Origin of the sequence: Janthinobacterium svalbardense (assembly GCF_002327145.1) — a bacterium.
Taxonomy (GTDB): domain Bacteria; phylum Pseudomonadota; class Gammaproteobacteria; order Burkholderiales; family Burkholderiaceae_D; genus Janthinobacterium; species Janthinobacterium tructae.
This window is the reverse complement of the sequence record NZ_CP023422.1, coordinates 4808229-4824135: the sequence shown is the minus strand read 5'-3', so window position 1 is coordinate 4824135 and position 15907 is coordinate 4808229. Positions and strand designations below refer to the sequence as shown.

Here is a 15907-nt window from a genome sequence, read left to right as displayed (position 1 = left end):
TATGGCTACCTCGAAAACAGCGATCGGCTCCGGTCCTTCCGGCCGCCGCGACAGCCGCAAGGTGCTGATCGCACACGGCCAGCGCCAGATCTGGGTGGGCGGCGACGCCCCCGTGGTGGTGCAGTCGATGACGAACACGGATACGGCTGACGCCATCGGCACGGCGATCCAGATCAAGGAACTGGCGCGTGCCGGTTCGGAACTGGTGCGCCTGACGGTGGACCGGCCGGAAGCGGCCGCCGCCGTGCCGTACATCCGCGAGCAACTCGACAAGATGGACATCGACGTGCCGCTGGTGGGCGATTTTCACTATAACGGCCATACCCTGCTCAACGACTACCCCGATTGCGCGCGCGCGCTGTCGAAGTACCGCATCAATCCGGGCAACGTGGGCAAGGGCGCCAAGCGCGACACGCAATTTGCGCAAATGATCGAAGCGGCTTGCAAGTACGACAAGCCGGTGCGCATCGGCGTGAACTGGGGCAGCCTCGATCAAGCCTTGCTGGCGCGCATCATGGATGAAAACGCGGGCCGCAGCGACCCGTGGCCGGCGCAAGCCGTCATGTATGAAGCGCTGGTGACGTCGGCGATTGAAAACGCCGTGCGCGCCGAAGAGCTGGGCCTGGGGCGCGACAAGATCATCCTGTCGTGCAAGGTCTCGGGCGTGCAAGACCTGATCGCCGTGTACCGCGAACTGGCCCAGCGCTGCGATTATCCGCTGCACCTGGGCCTGACAGAAGCGGGCATGGGCAGCAAGGGCATCGTGGCGTCCACCGCGGCGCTGTCCGTGCTGCTGCAAGAAGGCATCGGCGACACCATCCGCATCTCGCTCACGCCCGAGCCGGGCGGCGACCGCACGCGCGAAGTCATCGTCGGCCAGGAAATTTTGCAAACCATGGGCTTGCGCAAGTTCGCGCCGATGGTGATCGCCTGCCCCGGTTGCGGGCGCACGACGTCGACTACCTTCCAGGAGTTGGCTGACAACATCCAGACGTATCTGCGCGAGCAGATGCCGGAGTGGAAAAAGTCGTATCCGGGCGTGGAAGCGATGAATGTGGCCGTCATGGGCTGCATCGTCAACGGCCCTGGTGAATCGAAGCATGCGAATATCGGCATCAGCCTGCCCGGCACGGGCGAGTCGCCGGCCGCGCCCGTCTTTGTCGACGGCGAAAAAGTCGTCACCCTGCGCGGCGAACGCATCGTCGAGGAATTCCAGGACATCGTCTTGAAGTATGTACAGAGTCACTATGGAAACACGGTTGCCGTCTGAACCTGATCCGATAAAAAAGCAAAGAAGAACACTATGTCCGAAAATAAAAAGCTCGATAAAATCACCGGCGTGAAAGGCATGAATGACGTGCTGCCCGCCGACGCCCCGCTGTGGGAATTGTTTGAAAATACGGCGCAGTCCGTGCTGCAAAGCTACGGTTTTCAGCAGATCCGCACGCCGATCGTGGAAGAAACGAAATTGTTCGCGCGCGCCATCGGCGCCGTGACCGATATCGTGGAAAAGGAAATGTACTCGTTTACCGATTCGATGAACGGCGACAACCTGACCCTGCGCCCTGAAGGCACGGCCGGCGTGGTGCGCGCCGTGGTCGAGCACAACCTCGTCTACGAAGGCCCGAAACGCCTGTGGTACAAGGGCCAGATGTTTCGCCACGAGCGCCCGCAAAAGGGTCGCTATCGCCAGTTCCACCAGTTCGGCGTGGAAGCCATCGGTTTTACGGGCCCGGATATCGACGCCGAGATCATCATGCTATCGCGCCGCCTGTGGGATGACCTGGGCCTGGAAGGCATCCGCCTGGAACTGAACTCGATCGGCGACGCGGACGAGCGCCTGCGCCACCGCGCCGACCTGATCGCCTACCTGGAAAGCCACAGCGAACTGCTGGACGAAGAAGCCAAGCGCCGCCTGCACAGCAATCCGCTGCGCATCCTCGACACCAAGAATCCTGCCATGCAGGACCTGGTCAATGGCGCGCCGAAGCTGCTGGACTACCTGGGCGAGGAATCGCTGGCCCACTTCCACGGCGTGCAGAAGATCTTGAACCACAACAATATCCCGTTCACCATCAATCCACGCCTGGTGCGCGGCCTCGATTACTACAACCGCACGGTGTTCGAGTGGGTCAGCGACAAGCTGGGCGCGCAAGGCACGGTGTGCGCCGGTGGCCGCTATGACGGCATGGTGGAAATGTTCGGTGGCAAATCGACGCCAGCCGTCGGTTTCGGCATGGGCGTCGAACGCCTGGTGCTGCTGATGAAGGATGCGGCTGAGCCGGAAGCGCCGGCCCAGTGCGACGTGTATCTGGTGCACCAGGGCGAGCAGGCAGGCTTGCAAGCTTTCGTGCTGGCCGAGCGGATTCGCGATGCGGGCCTCGACGTTGTGCTACATTGCGCAGCGAGCAACGGCGGCGGCAGCTTCAAGACGCAAATGAAAAAGGCCGATGCCAGCGGCGCGGCGTTTGCCGTGATCATGGGTGACGATGAAATCGCCAATAACGTCGCTACGGTGAAAGCCATGCGCGAAGCCGATGCAGGCGCGCAGCAGAGCACGGTGCCGTTCGACGATGTCGTCGATTACGTGGTGGACCAGATCATCGGCGACCACGATTGCGGCCACGACCACGGTCCTGGCGGCCACGTGCATCACCACCATTGATTTGAAGCAAGACCGTACTACCCTCGATCAACTACTCATTAAAACTGACGACCCATGGCATACGATCACGAAGAACAAGAACAACTGGCAACCCTGAAGGCCTGGTGGCAGCGCAATGGCAATCTGACCTCCTGGGTCCTGATCGTGGCGCTGGCAGGCTATAGCGGCTGGGCTGGCTGGCAGTACTACCAGCGCACGCAGGCTGCGCAAGCGGGCCAGCTGTACGACGAACTGCAAAACGCCATCGCCGCCAAGGACACGGCCAAAGTGATGCGCGCGGCCGGCGACATGCAGTCGCGTTTCAGCGGCACGGCGTATGCGCAGATGAGCGCGCTGGCTGCGGCCAAGGTGGCGTTCGACGCGAATGACCTGAAAACGGCCAAGACCCAGCTGCAATGGGTAGCCGAGCACGGCACGGAAGAGTACAAGGCCATCGCCAAGCTGCGCCTGGCCGGTGTCCTGCTGGACGAAAAAGCCTACGATGAAGCGTTGAAAGTGCTGGCGACGGCTTCCGTGGCGCAATTTGCCGGCGCCGTGGCCGACCGCAAGGGCGACATCCTGGTGGCGCAAAACAAGCTGGCCGATGCCCGCACCGCCTACCTGGCCGCGATAGCCGCGACGGACAAGAACAATCCCGGCCGTCAACTGATCCAGGTCAAACTGGAAGCGATTGGCGGTACGGTGCCAGAAGACAAGGCCAAGGCTGACAAGGCCGCCGCCTGACAGGCACACTGATGGTGCGGCCGCGCGGCGTTGTGCGCCGCCTGCCTTGCCCTTACAAGTACAAGAAAAAGGTTGGATAACACTTATGCGTGTCACTGAAAAGCTGGTAGCTGCAAGTCTGTTGGCCCTGATGGCCGGTTGCTCTTCCTGGAACCCGTTCGCCTCGAAAGACCCGAAAGTCGAACCGGCCAAGCTGGTCGAGTTAAAGTCGAGCATTGCCGTGCGCGACGCCTGGAAGTATTCGATCGGCAAGGCCGGTGTGTACGCGTTTACGCCTGCGCTGGCCGGCAACAGCCTGTACGTGGTCAATGCCGATGGCGCGCTGGCACGCCTGGATGCGGCCAGCGGCCGTGAAACCTGGCGCGTCAAGGCCGGCAGCGACATCACGTCGAGCGCTGGCAGCGACGGCAGCGTGGTGGCCGTGGGCGCTGCCAAGGGCGCCGTGCTGGCGTTTGATGCCGATGGCAAGCAGCTGTGGAAGGCACAGGCGTCCAGCGAAGTATTGACGGCGCCCGTCGTGGGGCAGGGCGTGGTGGTGGTGCGCAGCGTGGACAACCGCATCGTCGGCTTCGATGCCAAGACGGGCGAGCGCAAGTGGACGGTGCAGCGCGCCACGCCGGCACTGACCCTGCGCAATGCGCCGGGCATGGTGCTGGGCGGCGCGAATGTCTACGTGGCCCAGCCGGGCGGCAAGCTGCTGGCACTGACGGCGGCCACCGGTGTGGTACGCTGGGAGATCGTCGTCAGCGAACCGCGCGGCGCTACCGAGCTGGAGCGCGTCTCCGACATCGCCGGCACGCCGGTGGTGTTCGAGGGTGAAGTGTGCGCCGTCACGTACCAGGGCAAGGCGGGCTGCTTCGATGCCGCCACGGGCGTGCCGCGCTGGACCAAGCCGTTCTCGTCCGATGTGGGCGTGGCCGTCGACCAGCGTTTCGTGTTTGCCGCCGACGCCCAGGGCGCCGTGGTGGCGTTCAGCCGCGAAGGCGGCCAGAGCGCCTGGAAAAACGAGGCGCTGGCGCGCCGCCGCCTGTCGACGCCGGCCTCTTTCGGCCGCAGCGTCGCCGTCGGTGACTATCAAGGTTATATCCACTTCCTGTCACGGGAAGATGGCGCATTAATAGGTCGTGTCAGCACCGATGGTAGCCCGATTGTTTCGGCTCCCGTTGTTGCCGGTTCGAATTTGATTTTTCAAACCCAATCAGGGACAGTGACCGCTCTCGCGGTCGAGTAATACAATGAAGCCGGTAATTGCACTAGTAGGTCGACCCAATGTTGGGAAATCGACTTTATTCAATCGTCTGACCCGCTCGCGCGATGCGCTGGTGGCGGATTTGCCTGGGTTGACGCGCGATCGTCACTATGGCGAAGGCCGTGTCGGCGAACGTCCCTTCCTGGTCATCGATACGGGTGGTTTCGAACCCGTCGCCAAGGAAGGCATCATGCACCAGATGGCACTGCAGACCAAGCAGGCCGTGGCCGAGGCCGACGTGGTGGTGTTCATCGTGGACGGCCGTCAAGGCCTGACCCCGCATGACAAGACCATCGTTGACTTCCTGCGCAAGAGCGGTCGCCCGGTCTTGCTGGTGGTGAACAAAAGCGAAGGCATGCGCTATACGGCCGTCGTGTCCGAATTCTATGAATTGGGCATGGGCGATCCGTATGCGATTTCGTCGGCGCACGGCGACGGCGTCAACGACCTCGTCGAAGTGATGCTGGACCTGGCGTTCGCGCAGCGTCCGGATGAGCCTGAAGAGCTGGAAAAGACCGACCGCGGCATCAAGATCGCCCTCGTCGGCCGTCCGAACGTGGGCAAGTCGACCTTGATCAACACCCTGCTGGGCGAAGAGCGCGTGATCGCCTTCGACATGCCGGGCACGACGCGCGACTCGATCGAAATCCCGTTCGAGCGCGATGGCCAGCAATACACGCTGATCGACACGGCCGGTATCCGCCGCCGTGGCAAGGTGTTTGAAGCGATCGAGAAATTCTCGGTGGTGAAAACCCTGCAATCGATCTCCGAGGCCAACGTGGTCGTGCTGATGCTCGACGCGCAGCAGGATATTTCCGAGCAAGACGCGCATATCGCCGGCTTCATCCTGGAATCGGGCCGCGCGCTGGTGGTGGCCGTGAATAAATGGGATGGCTTGCAATCGCACGAGCGTGACGAGATCAAGATCGATATCGACCGCAAGCTCGATTTCCTGTCGTTCGCGCAGATGCATTTCATTTCGGCGCTGAAGGGCACCAACATCGCTCCATTGATGAAGTCGCTCAACGCCGCGTATGCGGCCGCCATGTGCGACCTGTCGACGCCGAAGCTGACGCGCGCCCTGATCGAGGCCGTGGAGAAGCAGGAGCCGCGCCGCAAGGGCTCGATCCGTCCGAAGCTGCGCTACGCCCACCAGGGCGGCATGAACCCGCCGGTGATCGTGATTCACGGCAATGCGCTCGACGCCGTCGGTGATCCGTACAAACGCTATCTGGAAAAACATTTCCGCGATACGTTTGCGCTGGTCGGCACGCCGCTGCGCATCGAATTGCGCACGGGTAAAAACCCGTTTGCACGCACGCCGAGCAAGTAATGAGTTCAGCGCTGGATTAAGTGCATATTAAGGCGCCGCAGAGATAATGCGGCGCCGACAACCATTCATGGCTGTTTGCACGGAAATAATAAAGTGTTAATGCGCCATGCGCGACAGCGATCGCGAAAACAGGTTACAGTAGCTATGACGCATCTTTCTTTCTTTGAAAGGTGTGAGAGCACTTGAAATCAAGCGAGTCGCCTCCAATTCTTACACAACAACATAAACAACGGAGCTGTTATGAGCAACAAAGGGCAACTGTTACAAGACCCATTCCTCAATGCATTACGCAAAGAGCATGTTCCTGTCTCGATCTACCTGGTCAATGGCATTAAATTGCAGGGCCATATCGAATCGTTCGATCAATATGTCGTATTGCTGCGCAATACGGTGACACAGATGGTGTACAAGCATGCCATCTCGACAGTGGTGCCGGCCCGTGCCGTCAATCTCAATATTGAATCTGAAGCGGAGTAAAGCGTTGAGCTTGAAGGCCCAGCGCCTTTCACCCTCCATCGCCTCCGTCCGCGCCAGCGGCGCTGATGCGTTTGCATCGGCATCGGCGTCCGCCGCAACTTGTCTGATGCCATCATGCGCGCCGTACTAGTCGGGGTTGACTTCGGTCACAGCGACTTCGACGCCAGCATGGAAGAACTCATGCTGTTGTCGCGTTCGGCTGGCGCGGACCCGGTTTCCACCATCACGGCCAAGCGTTCGAGTCCCGATTCCGCGTATTTCGTCGGCAGCGGCAAGGCCGATGAAATTGGCGACGTCGTCGTCAACGATGGCCTGGAAATCGTCATCTTCAATCACGCCCTCTCACCTGCCCAGCAGCGCAATCTGGAAAAGCGCCTGAATGTGCGGGTGCTCGACCGTACCAGCCTGATCCTCGACATCTTTGCGCAGCGCGCCAAGAGCCACGAGGGCAAGCTGCAAGTCGAGCTGGCCCAGCTGCAGCATCTGGCCACGCGCCTGATCCGCGGCTGGACCCACCTTGAGCGGCAAAAGGGCGGTATCGGCTTGCGCGGTCCCGGCGAGACGCAGCTCGAGACCGACCGCCGGCTGATCGGCGACCGTGTCAAGGCCTTGCGCGCGCGCCTGGAAAAGCTGCACAAGCAGCGCGAAACGCAGCGCCGCGCGCGCGGCCGCAATCACACATTCTCGGTGTCCCTGGTCGGCTATACCAATGCCGGCAAGTCGACCCTGTTCAATGCCGTGACCAAGGCCGGCGTGTATGTTGCCGACCAGTTGTTCGCCACGCTCGACACCACCTCGCGCCGGGTTTACCTGGGCCAGGAAGTGGGCAACGTGGTGATCTCGGACACGGTCGGCTTCGTGCGCGAATTGCCGCATCAGCTGGTGGCCGCTTTCCGCGCCACGCTCGAAGAAACCATCCATGCCGATTTGCTGCTGCATGTCGTCGACGCTGCGTCGCCGGTACGCATGGAGCAGATCGAGCAGGTCAACCTGGTCTTGAAAGAGATCGGCGCCGATCACATTCCGCAAATCCTCGTGTGGAACAAGATCGACGCAGCCGGGCTGGAACCTTCGGTGGAGCGCGACGAATATGCTGCGATCAGTCGCGTGTTCGTGAGTGCGCAGAAGGGCAGCGGGCTCGACCTGCTGCGCGATGCGATTGTCGAGATGGCCAGGAAGGCGCCTGGTTCGGCGCACCTGTATCAGAACGACGCAGCACCGCAGGAAGATCAGTTGGACGGTCAGTACGACCAGCACGATGGCGCCGCCCCGGACCAGGACGAAGAGCCTGGCGAGGACGATAGGATTTCCACCCACTCCCAAGTCGGAACACGATAGTTATGCTTGTCTCCCTACTCAAAAAAACAGGCTTGAAGTTGTCCCTGAACGATCCCCGCTGGGGCAATCGCAAGGACGACGGCAAGAAAGCCCAAGAAGGCAAAAAACCCGGCGAAGGTCCGCCGGACCTCGATCAGTTGTGGCGCGATTTCAATCAGCGCCTGAACGCCTTTTTCGGACAGAAGAACCGTCCCGACAACGGCGGCAATAACAACGGCGGCGGCAGCGGCCCGCGTCCCGACATGAAGGGCGCCGGCATCACCGCCGGCGTGGTCGGCGTGATCGCCGTCTTCATCTGGCTCGCCAGCGGCGCCTTCATCGTGCAAGAGGGCCAGAGCGGCGTGGTGCTGACGTTTGGCCAATACACGCGCACGGCGCCGGCCGGTCTCAACTGGCGCTGGCCGTATCCGTTCCAGACCGATGAAACCGTCAACGTGTCGCAGGTGCGCACGGTGGAAGTGGGTTACCGCCAGTCGCTGCGCAACAAGCAGACTGGCGAGTCGCTGATGCTGACGGACGATGAAAACATCATCGACATCCAGTTCGCGGTGCAGTACACCTTGAAAGATCCCGTGGAATGGCTGTTCAGTCTGCGCGACCAGGAAGACACCTTGCGCCAGGTCGCCGAAACGGCGATCCGCGAAGTGGTGGGCCGCAGCAAGATGGACTTCGTGCTGTATGAAGGCCGCGAAAAAGTGGCCTTCGATACGCAGAAATTGATGCAAGAGATTCTTGAAGGTTACAAGGCTGGCGTGTTGATCAACAACGTGACGATGCAGGCCGTGCAGCCGCCGGAGCAGGTGCAAGCCGCCTTCGACGATGCCGTCAAGGCAGGCCAGGACCGTGAGCGCCAGAAGAATGAAGGCCAGGCTTACGCCAACGACGTCATTCCAAAAGCGCGCGGCGCAGCATTCCGCCTGGTGCAGGAAGCCGAAGCGTACCGCTCGATGGTGACCGAGAACTCCGAAGGTAATGCGTCGCGCTTCAAGCAGGTGCTGGTCGAGTACCAGAAGGCGCCGGCCGTCACGCGCGACCGCATGTACCTGGAAACGATGCAGCAAGTGTTCAGCAGTGCCAGCAAGGTCATGCTTGATGCCAAGACGGGCAGCAATCTGCTGTATCTGCCGCTCGACAAGTTGATCGCCCAGCAGGCGGCGTCGGACGCCTCGGCCGCGGCAGCGCGCGCCGCAGCGGCTGCACCCGCAGCCAATACCGTAATGCCACAGGAAGCCATGCCGACAGTAGAAGTCAATCAGCGCCGCGACAGCCGCTCTTCGCGTGAACGGGAGAGCCGCTAATGAACCGTATCGTTGCCGCCCTGATCGCGGGCTTTATCGCGATCATGCTCTTGTCCTCGACCGTGTTCGTGGTCGACGCGCGCAAGTATGCAATCGTCTTCGCCCTCGGTGAAGTCAAGGACGAGATCAGCAAGCCAGGCTTGTACTTCAAGCTGCCGCCGCCGTTCCAGAACGTCATCTACCTGGACAAACGCATCCTGACGCTCGACACGCCGGAGCCGGAACGCTTCATCACGGCCGAGAAGAAGAACATCCTCGTTGACGCGTATGTGAAGTGGCGCATCGTCAATCCGAAGACCTATTTCCGCAGCTTCGGCGGCGATGAAAGCCGCGCCCGCAACCGCATGTCGCAAATCGTCAAGGCCGCCCTGAACGATGAAATCACCAAGCGCACGGTGCGCGAAGTGATCTCGGGCGAGCGTGGCAAGGTGATGCAGGCGATCAAAGCCAAGGTGGCGGCCGAGGCCGAGGCCATCGGCGTGGGCATCGTCGATGTGCGCCTGAAACGCGTCGATTACGTCGAGCAGATCAATAACTCCGTGTATGAGCGCATGAAGTCCGAGCGCGTGCGCGTGGCCAACGAGCTGCGTTCGACCGGTTCGGCCGACTCCGAGAAAATCCGCGCCGACGCCGACAAGCAGCGCACGGTGATCCTGGCCGAAGCCTACCGCGAAGCCGAGAAGATCCGCGGCGAGGGCGATGCCAAGGCGTCGCAGGTGTATGCGGAAGCGTTTGGCAAGAATCCGGAGTTCTACAAGTTTTACCGTAGCCTGGAAGCCTACCGCGCCACGTTCAAGGACAAGGGCGACGTGATGGTGGTCGATCCGAGTTCGGAATTCTTCAAGTACTTCAAGGGTAACGGCACGGCCGCTCCGTCCAAGAAGTAAGGCAGCATCCAGTTGCACCTGAGCTGCGCCTGGCCGCAAGGACGGGTGGCAGCAGCAGCGGGGCCGGCGTCAATGCCGGCCCCGTTTTTTTTGTGCCCGTTTAGTTGTTGCGGGAAGGCGTAAAATGCGGTGTTTTTAGGGCTGGGTGGCAGCTATTCGGAGAACTTGTCCCTAAAGGCCCGTGTTTTCGCGTAAAATATCAGGTTCGGCCTCTTGCCTGGCGCGCTCGCCGCTGCCTCGCATGATGCATTTTTTCAACTTTCTTCCGTATCTCGCTCCCTCATGCCGAATTGGCTTTTGCCCGAAAATATTGCCGATGTTCTGCCGTCGGAAGCGCGCAAGATCGAAGAGCTGCGCCGCCTCATGCTGGATAATTTCCGTCTGTACGGATATGAACTGGTGATGCCGCCGCTGCTCGAGTATCTGGAATCGCTGATGACCGGCGCTGGCAAGGATACCGACCTGCGCACCTTTAAACTGGTCGACCAGCTGTCAGGCCGCATGCTCGGCCTGCGTGCCGACATGACGACGCAAGTGGCGCGCATCGACGCCCATTTGCTGAACCGTGCCACCGTGACCCGCCTGTGCTACGCCGGCAGCGTGCTGCATACCCGTCCGTCGGGTCTGCATGCCACCCGCGAACCGCTGCAGATCGGCGCCGAAATCTATGGCCATGCCGGCCTGGAAGCCGATGCCGAGATCCAGGAACTGGCGCTCGCTTCGCTGGCACTGGCCGGTTTCGACGCGGTGCGCCTGGATTTGTCGCATGTCGGCCTGTTGCGCGCTATCATTGCGCAAGACGCCGCTGCCGTGCGCGACGAAGCTGCGCTGTACACCTTGCTGCGCGCGAAAGATGCACCGGGCCTGCGTGCGCTGACGGCCGCCTACGATCCCGTCACGCGCGATGCGCTCTTGGCCTTGCCGAACCTGTACGGCGACATCGACGTGCTGGCGCGTGCGCGCGAAGTGCTGCCGCCGCTGCCGGGCGTGTTGAAGGCACTGGCCGAGCTGGCCGCGCTGGCCGCAACTGTGGAAACTAAGGCGCTGGGTCGCGCCGAAGTGGCGATCGACCTGGCCGACCTGCGCGGCTACCAATATGAAAGCGGCGCGATGTTTGCGCTGTATGTACCTGGCTTGCCGAACGCGGTTGCGCGCGGCGGCCGTTATGACCACGTCGGCGAAGCGTTCGGCCGGGCACGTCCCGCGACCGGCTTCTCGCTCGATTTGCGCGAACTGGCGCGCCTGTTGCCGACCGCGGAACGCAAGCATTCGATCCGCGCGCCGTGGGGCAGCGCGCCAGAATTGAAGGAAAAAATCGCCGAGTTGCGCAAGGCGGGCGAGGTCGTGATCCAGAGTATGCCGGGTCACAGTAATGAACAAGACGAGTTCGAGTGCGATCGCGTGCTGGTACTTGCCGATAATGGTAGTAGCTGGATTCTTAAAAACTTAGGTTGAGTGATGTCAAAGAAAATTATGGCAAAGAACGTCGTTGTCATCGGCACCCAATGGGGCGATGAGGGTAAAGGCAAGATCGTCGATTGGTTGACCGATCACGCCCAGGGTGTGGTGCGCTTCCAGGGCGGCCACAATGCAGGCCACACGCTGGTCATCGGCGGCGTGAAAACCGCGCTGCAGCTGATCCCGTCGGGCATCATGCGTCCAGGCGTCGCCTGCTACATCGGTAACGGCGTGGTCGTTTCCGTGCCGGACGTGCTGCGCGAAATCGACAAGCTCGAAGCTGTCGGCGTCGAAGTCGCCTCGCGCCTGAAAGTGTCGGACGCGGCGCCCGTGATCCTGCCGTACCACACCGCGATCGACCTGGCGCGTGAAGTCAAGCGTGGCGACGCGAAGATCGGTACCACCGGCAAGGGCATCGGCCCGGCCTATGAAGACAAAGTGGCGCGCCGCGCGATCCGTATCGCCGATCTGCTGAACGAGAAGCGCTTCGCTGAAAAGCTGGCCGAAAACCTCGATTACCACAACTTCGTGCTGGAAAACTACCTGAAAGCACCGAAAGTCGACTATCAGAAGACCCTCGACGACGCGCTGGCCTATGTGCCGCGTCTGCGTCCGATGGTCACCGACGTGTCGAGCGCGCTGTACAAGGCGCACAAGGCCGGCGCGAACCTGCTGTTCGAAGGCGCGCAGGGTTCCCTGCTTGACGTCGACCACGGCACCTATCCGTTCGTCACCTCGTCGAACTGCGTGGCCGGCAATGCCGCTGCCGGTTCGGGCGTGGGCCCAGGCATGCTGCACTACATCATGGGCATCACCAAGGCTTACACGACGCGCGTCGGTTCCGGTCCGTTCCCTTCGGAACTGCCAACGGATGCAGGCGTCGGCCACCACCTGGCGCAAGTCGGCCATGAATTCGGCACCGTGACGGGCCGCGCCCGCCGCTGCGGCTGGTTCGACGCCGCCTTGCTGCGCCGTTCCGTGCAGATCAACGGTGTGACGGGCATGTGCCTGACCAAGCTGGACGTATTGGACGGTATCGAAACGCTGAAACTGTGCACCGGCTACACCATCGACGGCGTGGCCACGGACATCTTCCCATCGGGCGCTGAAGAAGCCGCACGTTGCGTACCGGTGTACGAAGAGATGCCAGGCTGGACGGAAAGCACCGTCGGCGCGAAATCGCTGGCTGCCTTGCCGGCGACGGCGCGCGCTTACATCAAGCGCATCGAAGAACTGGTCGGCGTACCGGTGGACATGGTTTCGACCGGTCCCGATCGTGAAGAAACGATCGTGCTGCGCCACCCATTCGAGTAAGCTGCTGGACACAATCCGCCGCAAGGCGGATTTTTTTAATCACGCTAATAATAAGATTTCACTATCATGACTACCCCACAATCGAACGATCAACATCTCTGGGTCAACTGGGAAGAGTACCACCGCCTGATCGAGCGCCTGGCGCTCAAGGTCTACGAATCGGGCTGGAAATTTGACCAGGTACTGTGCCTGGCGCGCGGCGGCGTGCGTCCTGGCGACGTGTTCTCGCGCATTTTTGATTTGCCGCTGGCCATCCTGTCGACCAGCTCCTACCGTGAAGACGCGGGCACCGTGCGCGGCGACCTCGATATCGCCAAGTACATGACCATGACCAAGGGCCCGCTGGCTGGCCGCATCCTGCTGGTCGACGACCTGGCCGATTCCGGCGTCACGCTGGACAAGGTCACGCGCCACCTCAAAGAAAACTTCCCTGACGTGACCGAAGTCAAATCGGCCGTGATCTGGCTGAAAGGCTGCTCCGTCGTGCGTCCAGACTACTTCCTCGACGAACTGCCGCACAACCCGTGGATCCATCAGCCGTTCGAAGACTACGACGGCCTGCGTCCGCACCAGCTGGCGGCGTGGATCAAGAAGGGCGAAGCAGGCAAGTAATTGCGTGCACTCTTGCAAAAAAAAGACGATCATGTATCGTCTTTTTTTTCGTCTGAAGGAGTCTGGCATGACCATTCTGCACACCGCGCGGCTGCGCCTCGAACCCGTCACCGAGCAGCATTACGATGCCATGCACGCCATGAACTCGGATACCGAAGTGATGACCTACCTGAATGCGGGCCAGCCGGAGACGGAAGAGCACACGCGCGCCGCCGTTGCCCGCATCATGGGGCGCTGGGCCGAGTGGGGCTATTCGTGGTGGGCCTTGATGCGTACCGAAGATGAGGTGCTGGTGGGGCTGGCCTGCTTGCAGCATATCGGCGGCGACAAGGCCAAGCCGCATGAAATCGGCTGGCGCCTGGCGCGCTCTGGCTGGGGCAAGGGCTATGCCAGCGAAGCGGCACAAGCCATCGTCGCGCATGCCTTCGACGTCGTCGGCGCGCCCGAAGTGGTGGCCGTGGCGCACCCGGACAATGCCGCCTCGATCAAGGTCATGACGCGCCTGGGCATGCAATACGTGGGCATGGAACGCCATTACGACCTCGACAGCGTGGTGTACCGCTTGCCGCGTCCATGACGGCAATGCAGAAGCCCCTGAAGCTGGGCTGCAGCTACGGCGTACGCTTTTCGCCCGATGGCACGCGCCTGGCTGTGCTGGGCCGCGACCTGGTCCTGTGGGACGTGGCGGCGCGGACCAAGCTGTGGCGCGGCAAATTCATCGCGCACATGTCGGGCATGGCCTTCTCGCCCGATGGCAGCCGGCTGGCCATCAAGAGCACGACGGGCCAGATCGCCGTGGTGGATGCGCAGGCGGGCCAGTTGCTGCTGAACTTACAGAACAAGAAGGATGGCGAAGGCTGCGGTCCCGCATGGTCGCCGTGCGGGCAGTATCTGGCCGACGGCGGCTGGGATGGCCGTCTGCGGATGCGCGCGGCGCAGACGGGCGAGGTGCTCTTCACGCAGGAGCATCCGGGCGAGATGCTGCGGGGAGTCTACGCCATCGATGGCGGGCGGCGTTTGCTGCTCCAGCATGGCGTCAAATCGGTGGACGAGGGGCAGGTGCACCCGCTTGACTACTGCAGCGTGTGGGACTGGCCCTTGCAAGACGGCGGCGGGCGCACGGTGCTGTCGCTGCCAGGCTTGATGTCGTGCGCGCCGTCACCGGACGGGGAATCTTTGGCCGTGCTGCACCACGCGAGCGGCACGCAGTATCTGTCCGTGTACGCGCTGGCCGACGGCAGTTGTCTGGCCAAGGTGCCCGTGGAGGCGGGCGGCGGCACGGGCAACGCCTTGCGCTGGCTGCCCGGCGGCAGCGCGCTGGGACGCATCGGCAAGGGCAAGCTGCTGTTTTACGGCTGGCCCGGCCTCGGCGTGCGGGCACAACACGCTTTTACGTATCCCTGCGCACTGGACTTTTTGCCTGCTTCGCCACTGGCCGCCATCGGCTCCTGGGAAGCTGGCATGCTGATGGAGTTGAACCTTCACAAGGAAACCGCATGATCACCTGTTATTTGCGCTACATCATCGACCCGTATAAATTGCGGGAATTCGAAGCCTACGGCAAGCTGTGGATACCGCTGGTCGAACGTTTCGGCGGCCAGCACCACGGCTACTTTTTGCCGTCCGAAGGCGCCAGCAACGTCGCCCTGGCCATGTTCTCGTTTCCCAGCCTGGCCCTGTATGAACAGTACCGCAGCGACTCGATGCAGGACGCCGAGTGCCAGGCCGCCTTCCGCTACGCGGAGCAGACGCGCTGCATCGTCAGCTACGAGCGCAGTTTTTTCCGCCCCGTGTTTGGCTGAAACGGCGCCTTGCCCGCTATCGACCGCTATTAAAACCGGATGGGACACGGCGCCGCAGTCCCTTCGCCAAAACCGGCGTAGCCGGATCGCGCGCTGAGGTTGAGCGTCATGTTGCCTTTGTCCGGCAAATAGATGCAGTATTCACCGGTCGCCGTGATGACGCGGTAGATGCGCTTGGGATCGTTTGGTGCGCTCCACAGTTCGATACGCGCCGCTTCGAACCACTTCGGCTTGACCGCCGCATGCGCTTGCGCGAAGGCTTTCGCCAGGCGCGTGTGCGCCGTCTCGGGCGGCGCCACGAACTCCTGCGGATGCTCTGCGCGCAGTTGGCGGTCGATGGCGCCGGCTGCCTGCAGCGCCTGTTGCGCCAGGGGGAGGGGGGCAGCCTTGGGTGCGGCAGGCACCGGTTCTGCCGGCAGGGCATCGTCTTGCGGCTGGTCCTGCACCGGTGCCGTCGCCTCCTTCGGTGGCGACACGCTTGCCGCGCTCGATGGAAGGGCTGGCTGACGTGCCGGCGCCGGATCTGGCTCGGTGGGTGGAATGAACCTTTTCATTGGCGGCAGTGGCGGCATCAGCTGTAGCCAGACCCGGTCATCGTGCTCGATCCCCGTGTGTGCGGGCCGCGTGGCGGCCCAGAACAGCGCCAGGTGCAGCAGGATAATCGCGGCGATGTACCGGCCATGGGCACGCTGGCCGAGAGAAAAATCATGTTCCTGTCGTGCAAGGTTGATGCGCATCTGTTTCCCGCCTG

16 protein-coding genes are annotated in these 15907 nt (G+C 62.0%); 15 read left to right on the top strand and 1 reads right to left on the bottom strand.

The features are described 5' to 3' along the window. The first annotated feature begins 1 nt into the window (after position 1). From ispG to CNX70_RS21355, 15 genes are all read left to right on the top strand, one after another. Positions 2-1270 (top strand): flavodoxin-dependent (E)-4-hydroxy-3-methylbut-2-enyl-diphosphate synthase, encoded by a 1269-nt coding sequence (ispG, locus tag CNX70_RS21425; protein WP_096236863.1) that lies wholly within the window; start codon positions 2-4, stop codon positions 1268-1270. A 33-nt stretch (positions 1271-1303) separates the two neighbouring features. Then, entirely contained in the window at positions 1304-2665 is a 1362-nt protein-coding gene (gene hisS / locus CNX70_RS21420) for a histidine--tRNA ligase (protein WP_096236860.1), read from the top strand. 54 nt (positions 2666-2719) lie between these two features. Beyond that, positions 2720-3388, top strand: coding sequence for a YfgM family protein (locus CNX70_RS21415; protein ID WP_092710303.1), 669 nt, complete (start codon positions 2720-2722; stop codon positions 3386-3388). Between the two features lie 85 nt (positions 3389-3473). Beyond that, entirely contained in the window at positions 3474-4619 is a 1146-nt protein-coding gene (bamB, locus tag CNX70_RS21410; protein WP_096236856.1) for an outer membrane protein assembly factor BamB, read from the top strand. A 4-nt stretch (positions 4620-4623) separates the two neighbouring features. Further along, the gene (gene der, locus CNX70_RS21405) at positions 4624-5970 is read left to right on the top strand and encodes a ribosome biogenesis GTPase Der (protein WP_010399874.1); all 1347 of its coding nucleotides are present in this window, start codon (positions 4624-4626) and stop codon (positions 5968-5970) included. 240 nt (positions 5971-6210) lie between these two features. Beyond that, positions 6211-6447, top strand: a complete 237-nt coding sequence (gene hfq / locus CNX70_RS21400; RefSeq protein WP_008450615.1) for an RNA chaperone Hfq — start codon at positions 6211-6213, stop codon at positions 6445-6447. Between the two features lie 114 nt (positions 6448-6561). After that, the gene (gene hflX / locus CNX70_RS21395) at positions 6562-7785 is read left to right on the top strand and encodes a GTPase HflX (protein WP_096238603.1); all 1224 of its coding nucleotides are present in this window, start codon (positions 6562-6564) and stop codon (positions 7783-7785) included. Positions 7786-7787: 2 nt separating this feature from the next. Next, a complete protein-coding gene (hflK, locus tag CNX70_RS21390) occupies positions 7788-9083 on the top strand; it encodes an FtsH protease activity modulator HflK (protein ID WP_096236853.1) in 1296 nt (431 codons plus the stop codon). Then, entirely contained in the window at positions 9083-9970 is an 888-nt protein-coding gene (gene hflC / locus CNX70_RS21385; RefSeq protein WP_096236850.1) for a protease modulator HflC, read from the top strand. The genes hflK and hflC overlap by 1 nt, the downstream gene beginning before the upstream one ends. Positions 9971-10252: 282 nt before the next feature. After that, positions 10253-11425: an ATP phosphoribosyltransferase regulatory subunit gene (locus CNX70_RS21380; protein WP_096236847.1), complete on the top strand. Its 1173-nt coding sequence runs from the start codon at positions 10253-10255 to the stop codon at positions 11423-11425. A gap of 3 nt (positions 11426-11428) precedes the next feature. After that, positions 11429-12742, top strand: coding sequence for an adenylosuccinate synthase (locus CNX70_RS21375; RefSeq protein ID WP_096236844.1), 1314 nt, complete (start codon positions 11429-11431; stop codon positions 12740-12742). Positions 12743-12808: 66 nt separating this feature from the next. Next, positions 12809-13354, top strand: coding sequence for a phosphoribosyltransferase (locus CNX70_RS21370; RefSeq protein ID WP_034752020.1), 546 nt, complete (start codon positions 12809-12811; stop codon positions 13352-13354). A 67-nt stretch (positions 13355-13421) separates the two neighbouring features. Further along, on the top strand, positions 13422-13931 hold the full coding sequence (locus CNX70_RS21365) for a GNAT family N-acetyltransferase (RefSeq protein ID WP_096236841.1): 510 nt from the start codon (positions 13422-13424) through the stop codon (positions 13929-13931). 5 nt (positions 13932-13936) lie between these two features. Further along, positions 13937-14854, top strand: coding sequence for a WD40 repeat domain-containing protein (locus tag CNX70_RS21360; RefSeq protein WP_096236838.1), 918 nt, complete (start codon positions 13937-13939; stop codon positions 14852-14854). Next, on the top strand, positions 14851-15156 hold the full coding sequence (locus CNX70_RS21355) for an NIPSNAP family protein (RefSeq protein WP_096236837.1): 306 nt from the start codon (positions 14851-14853) through the stop codon (positions 15154-15156). Before CNX70_RS21360 ends, CNX70_RS21355 begins: the two co-directional genes overlap by 4 nt. 29 nt (positions 15157-15185) lie before the next feature. Here the strand turns inward: CNX70_RS21355 and CNX70_RS21350 are convergent, their stop codons facing one another. Continuing rightward, positions 15186-15893 carry a hypothetical protein gene (locus CNX70_RS21350; RefSeq protein ID WP_096236835.1) on the bottom strand — a complete coding sequence of 236 codons (708 nt, stop codon included), beginning with the start codon at positions 15891-15893 and terminating at the stop codon, positions 15186-15188. Positions 15894-15907: the final 14 nt, after the last annotated feature.

Bases quoted from the DNA above. Each gene is read 5' to 3' on its own strand.
- ispG (WP_096236863.1), top strand. From the start codon at position 2: ATGGCTACCTCGAAAACAGCGATCGGCTCCGGTCCTTCCGGCCGCCGC.
- hisS (WP_096236860.1), top strand. From the start codon at position 1,304: ATGTCCGAAAATAAAAAGCTCGATAAAATCACCGGCGTGAAAGGCATG.
- CNX70_RS21415 (WP_092710303.1), top strand. From the start codon at position 2,720: ATGGCATACGATCACGAAGAACAAGAACAACTGGCAACCCTGAAGGCC.
- bamB (WP_096236856.1), top strand. From the start codon at position 3,474: ATGCGTGTCACTGAAAAGCTGGTAGCTGCAAGTCTGTTGGCCCTGATG.
- der (WP_010399874.1), top strand. From the start codon at position 4,624: ATGAAGCCGGTAATTGCACTAGTAGGTCGACCCAATGTTGGGAAATCG.
- hfq (WP_008450615.1), top strand. From the start codon at position 6,211: ATGAGCAACAAAGGGCAACTGTTACAAGACCCATTCCTCAATGCATTA.
- hflX (WP_096238603.1), top strand. From the start codon at position 6,562: ATGCGCGCCGTACTAGTCGGGGTTGACTTCGGTCACAGCGACTTCGAC.
- hflK (WP_096236853.1), top strand. From the start codon at position 7,788: ATGCTTGTCTCCCTACTCAAAAAAACAGGCTTGAAGTTGTCCCTGAAC.
- hflC (WP_096236850.1), top strand. From the start codon at position 9,083: ATGAACCGTATCGTTGCCGCCCTGATCGCGGGCTTTATCGCGATCATG.
- CNX70_RS21380 (WP_096236847.1), top strand. From the start codon at position 10,253: ATGCCGAATTGGCTTTTGCCCGAAAATATTGCCGATGTTCTGCCGTCG.
- CNX70_RS21375 (WP_096236844.1), top strand. From the start codon at position 11,429: ATGTCAAAGAAAATTATGGCAAAGAACGTCGTTGTCATCGGCACCCAA.
- CNX70_RS21370 (WP_034752020.1), top strand. From the start codon at position 12,809: ATGACTACCCCACAATCGAACGATCAACATCTCTGGGTCAACTGGGAA.
- CNX70_RS21365 (WP_096236841.1), top strand. From the start codon at position 13,422: ATGACCATTCTGCACACCGCGCGGCTGCGCCTCGAACCCGTCACCGAG.
- CNX70_RS21360 (WP_096236838.1), top strand. From the start codon at position 13,937: ATGCAGAAGCCCCTGAAGCTGGGCTGCAGCTACGGCGTACGCTTTTCG.
- CNX70_RS21355 (WP_096236837.1), top strand. From the start codon at position 14,851: ATGATCACCTGTTATTTGCGCTACATCATCGACCCGTATAAATTGCGG.
- CNX70_RS21350 (WP_096236835.1), bottom strand. From the start codon at position 15,893: ATGCGCATCAACCTTGCACGACAGGAACATGATTTTTCTCTCGGCCAG.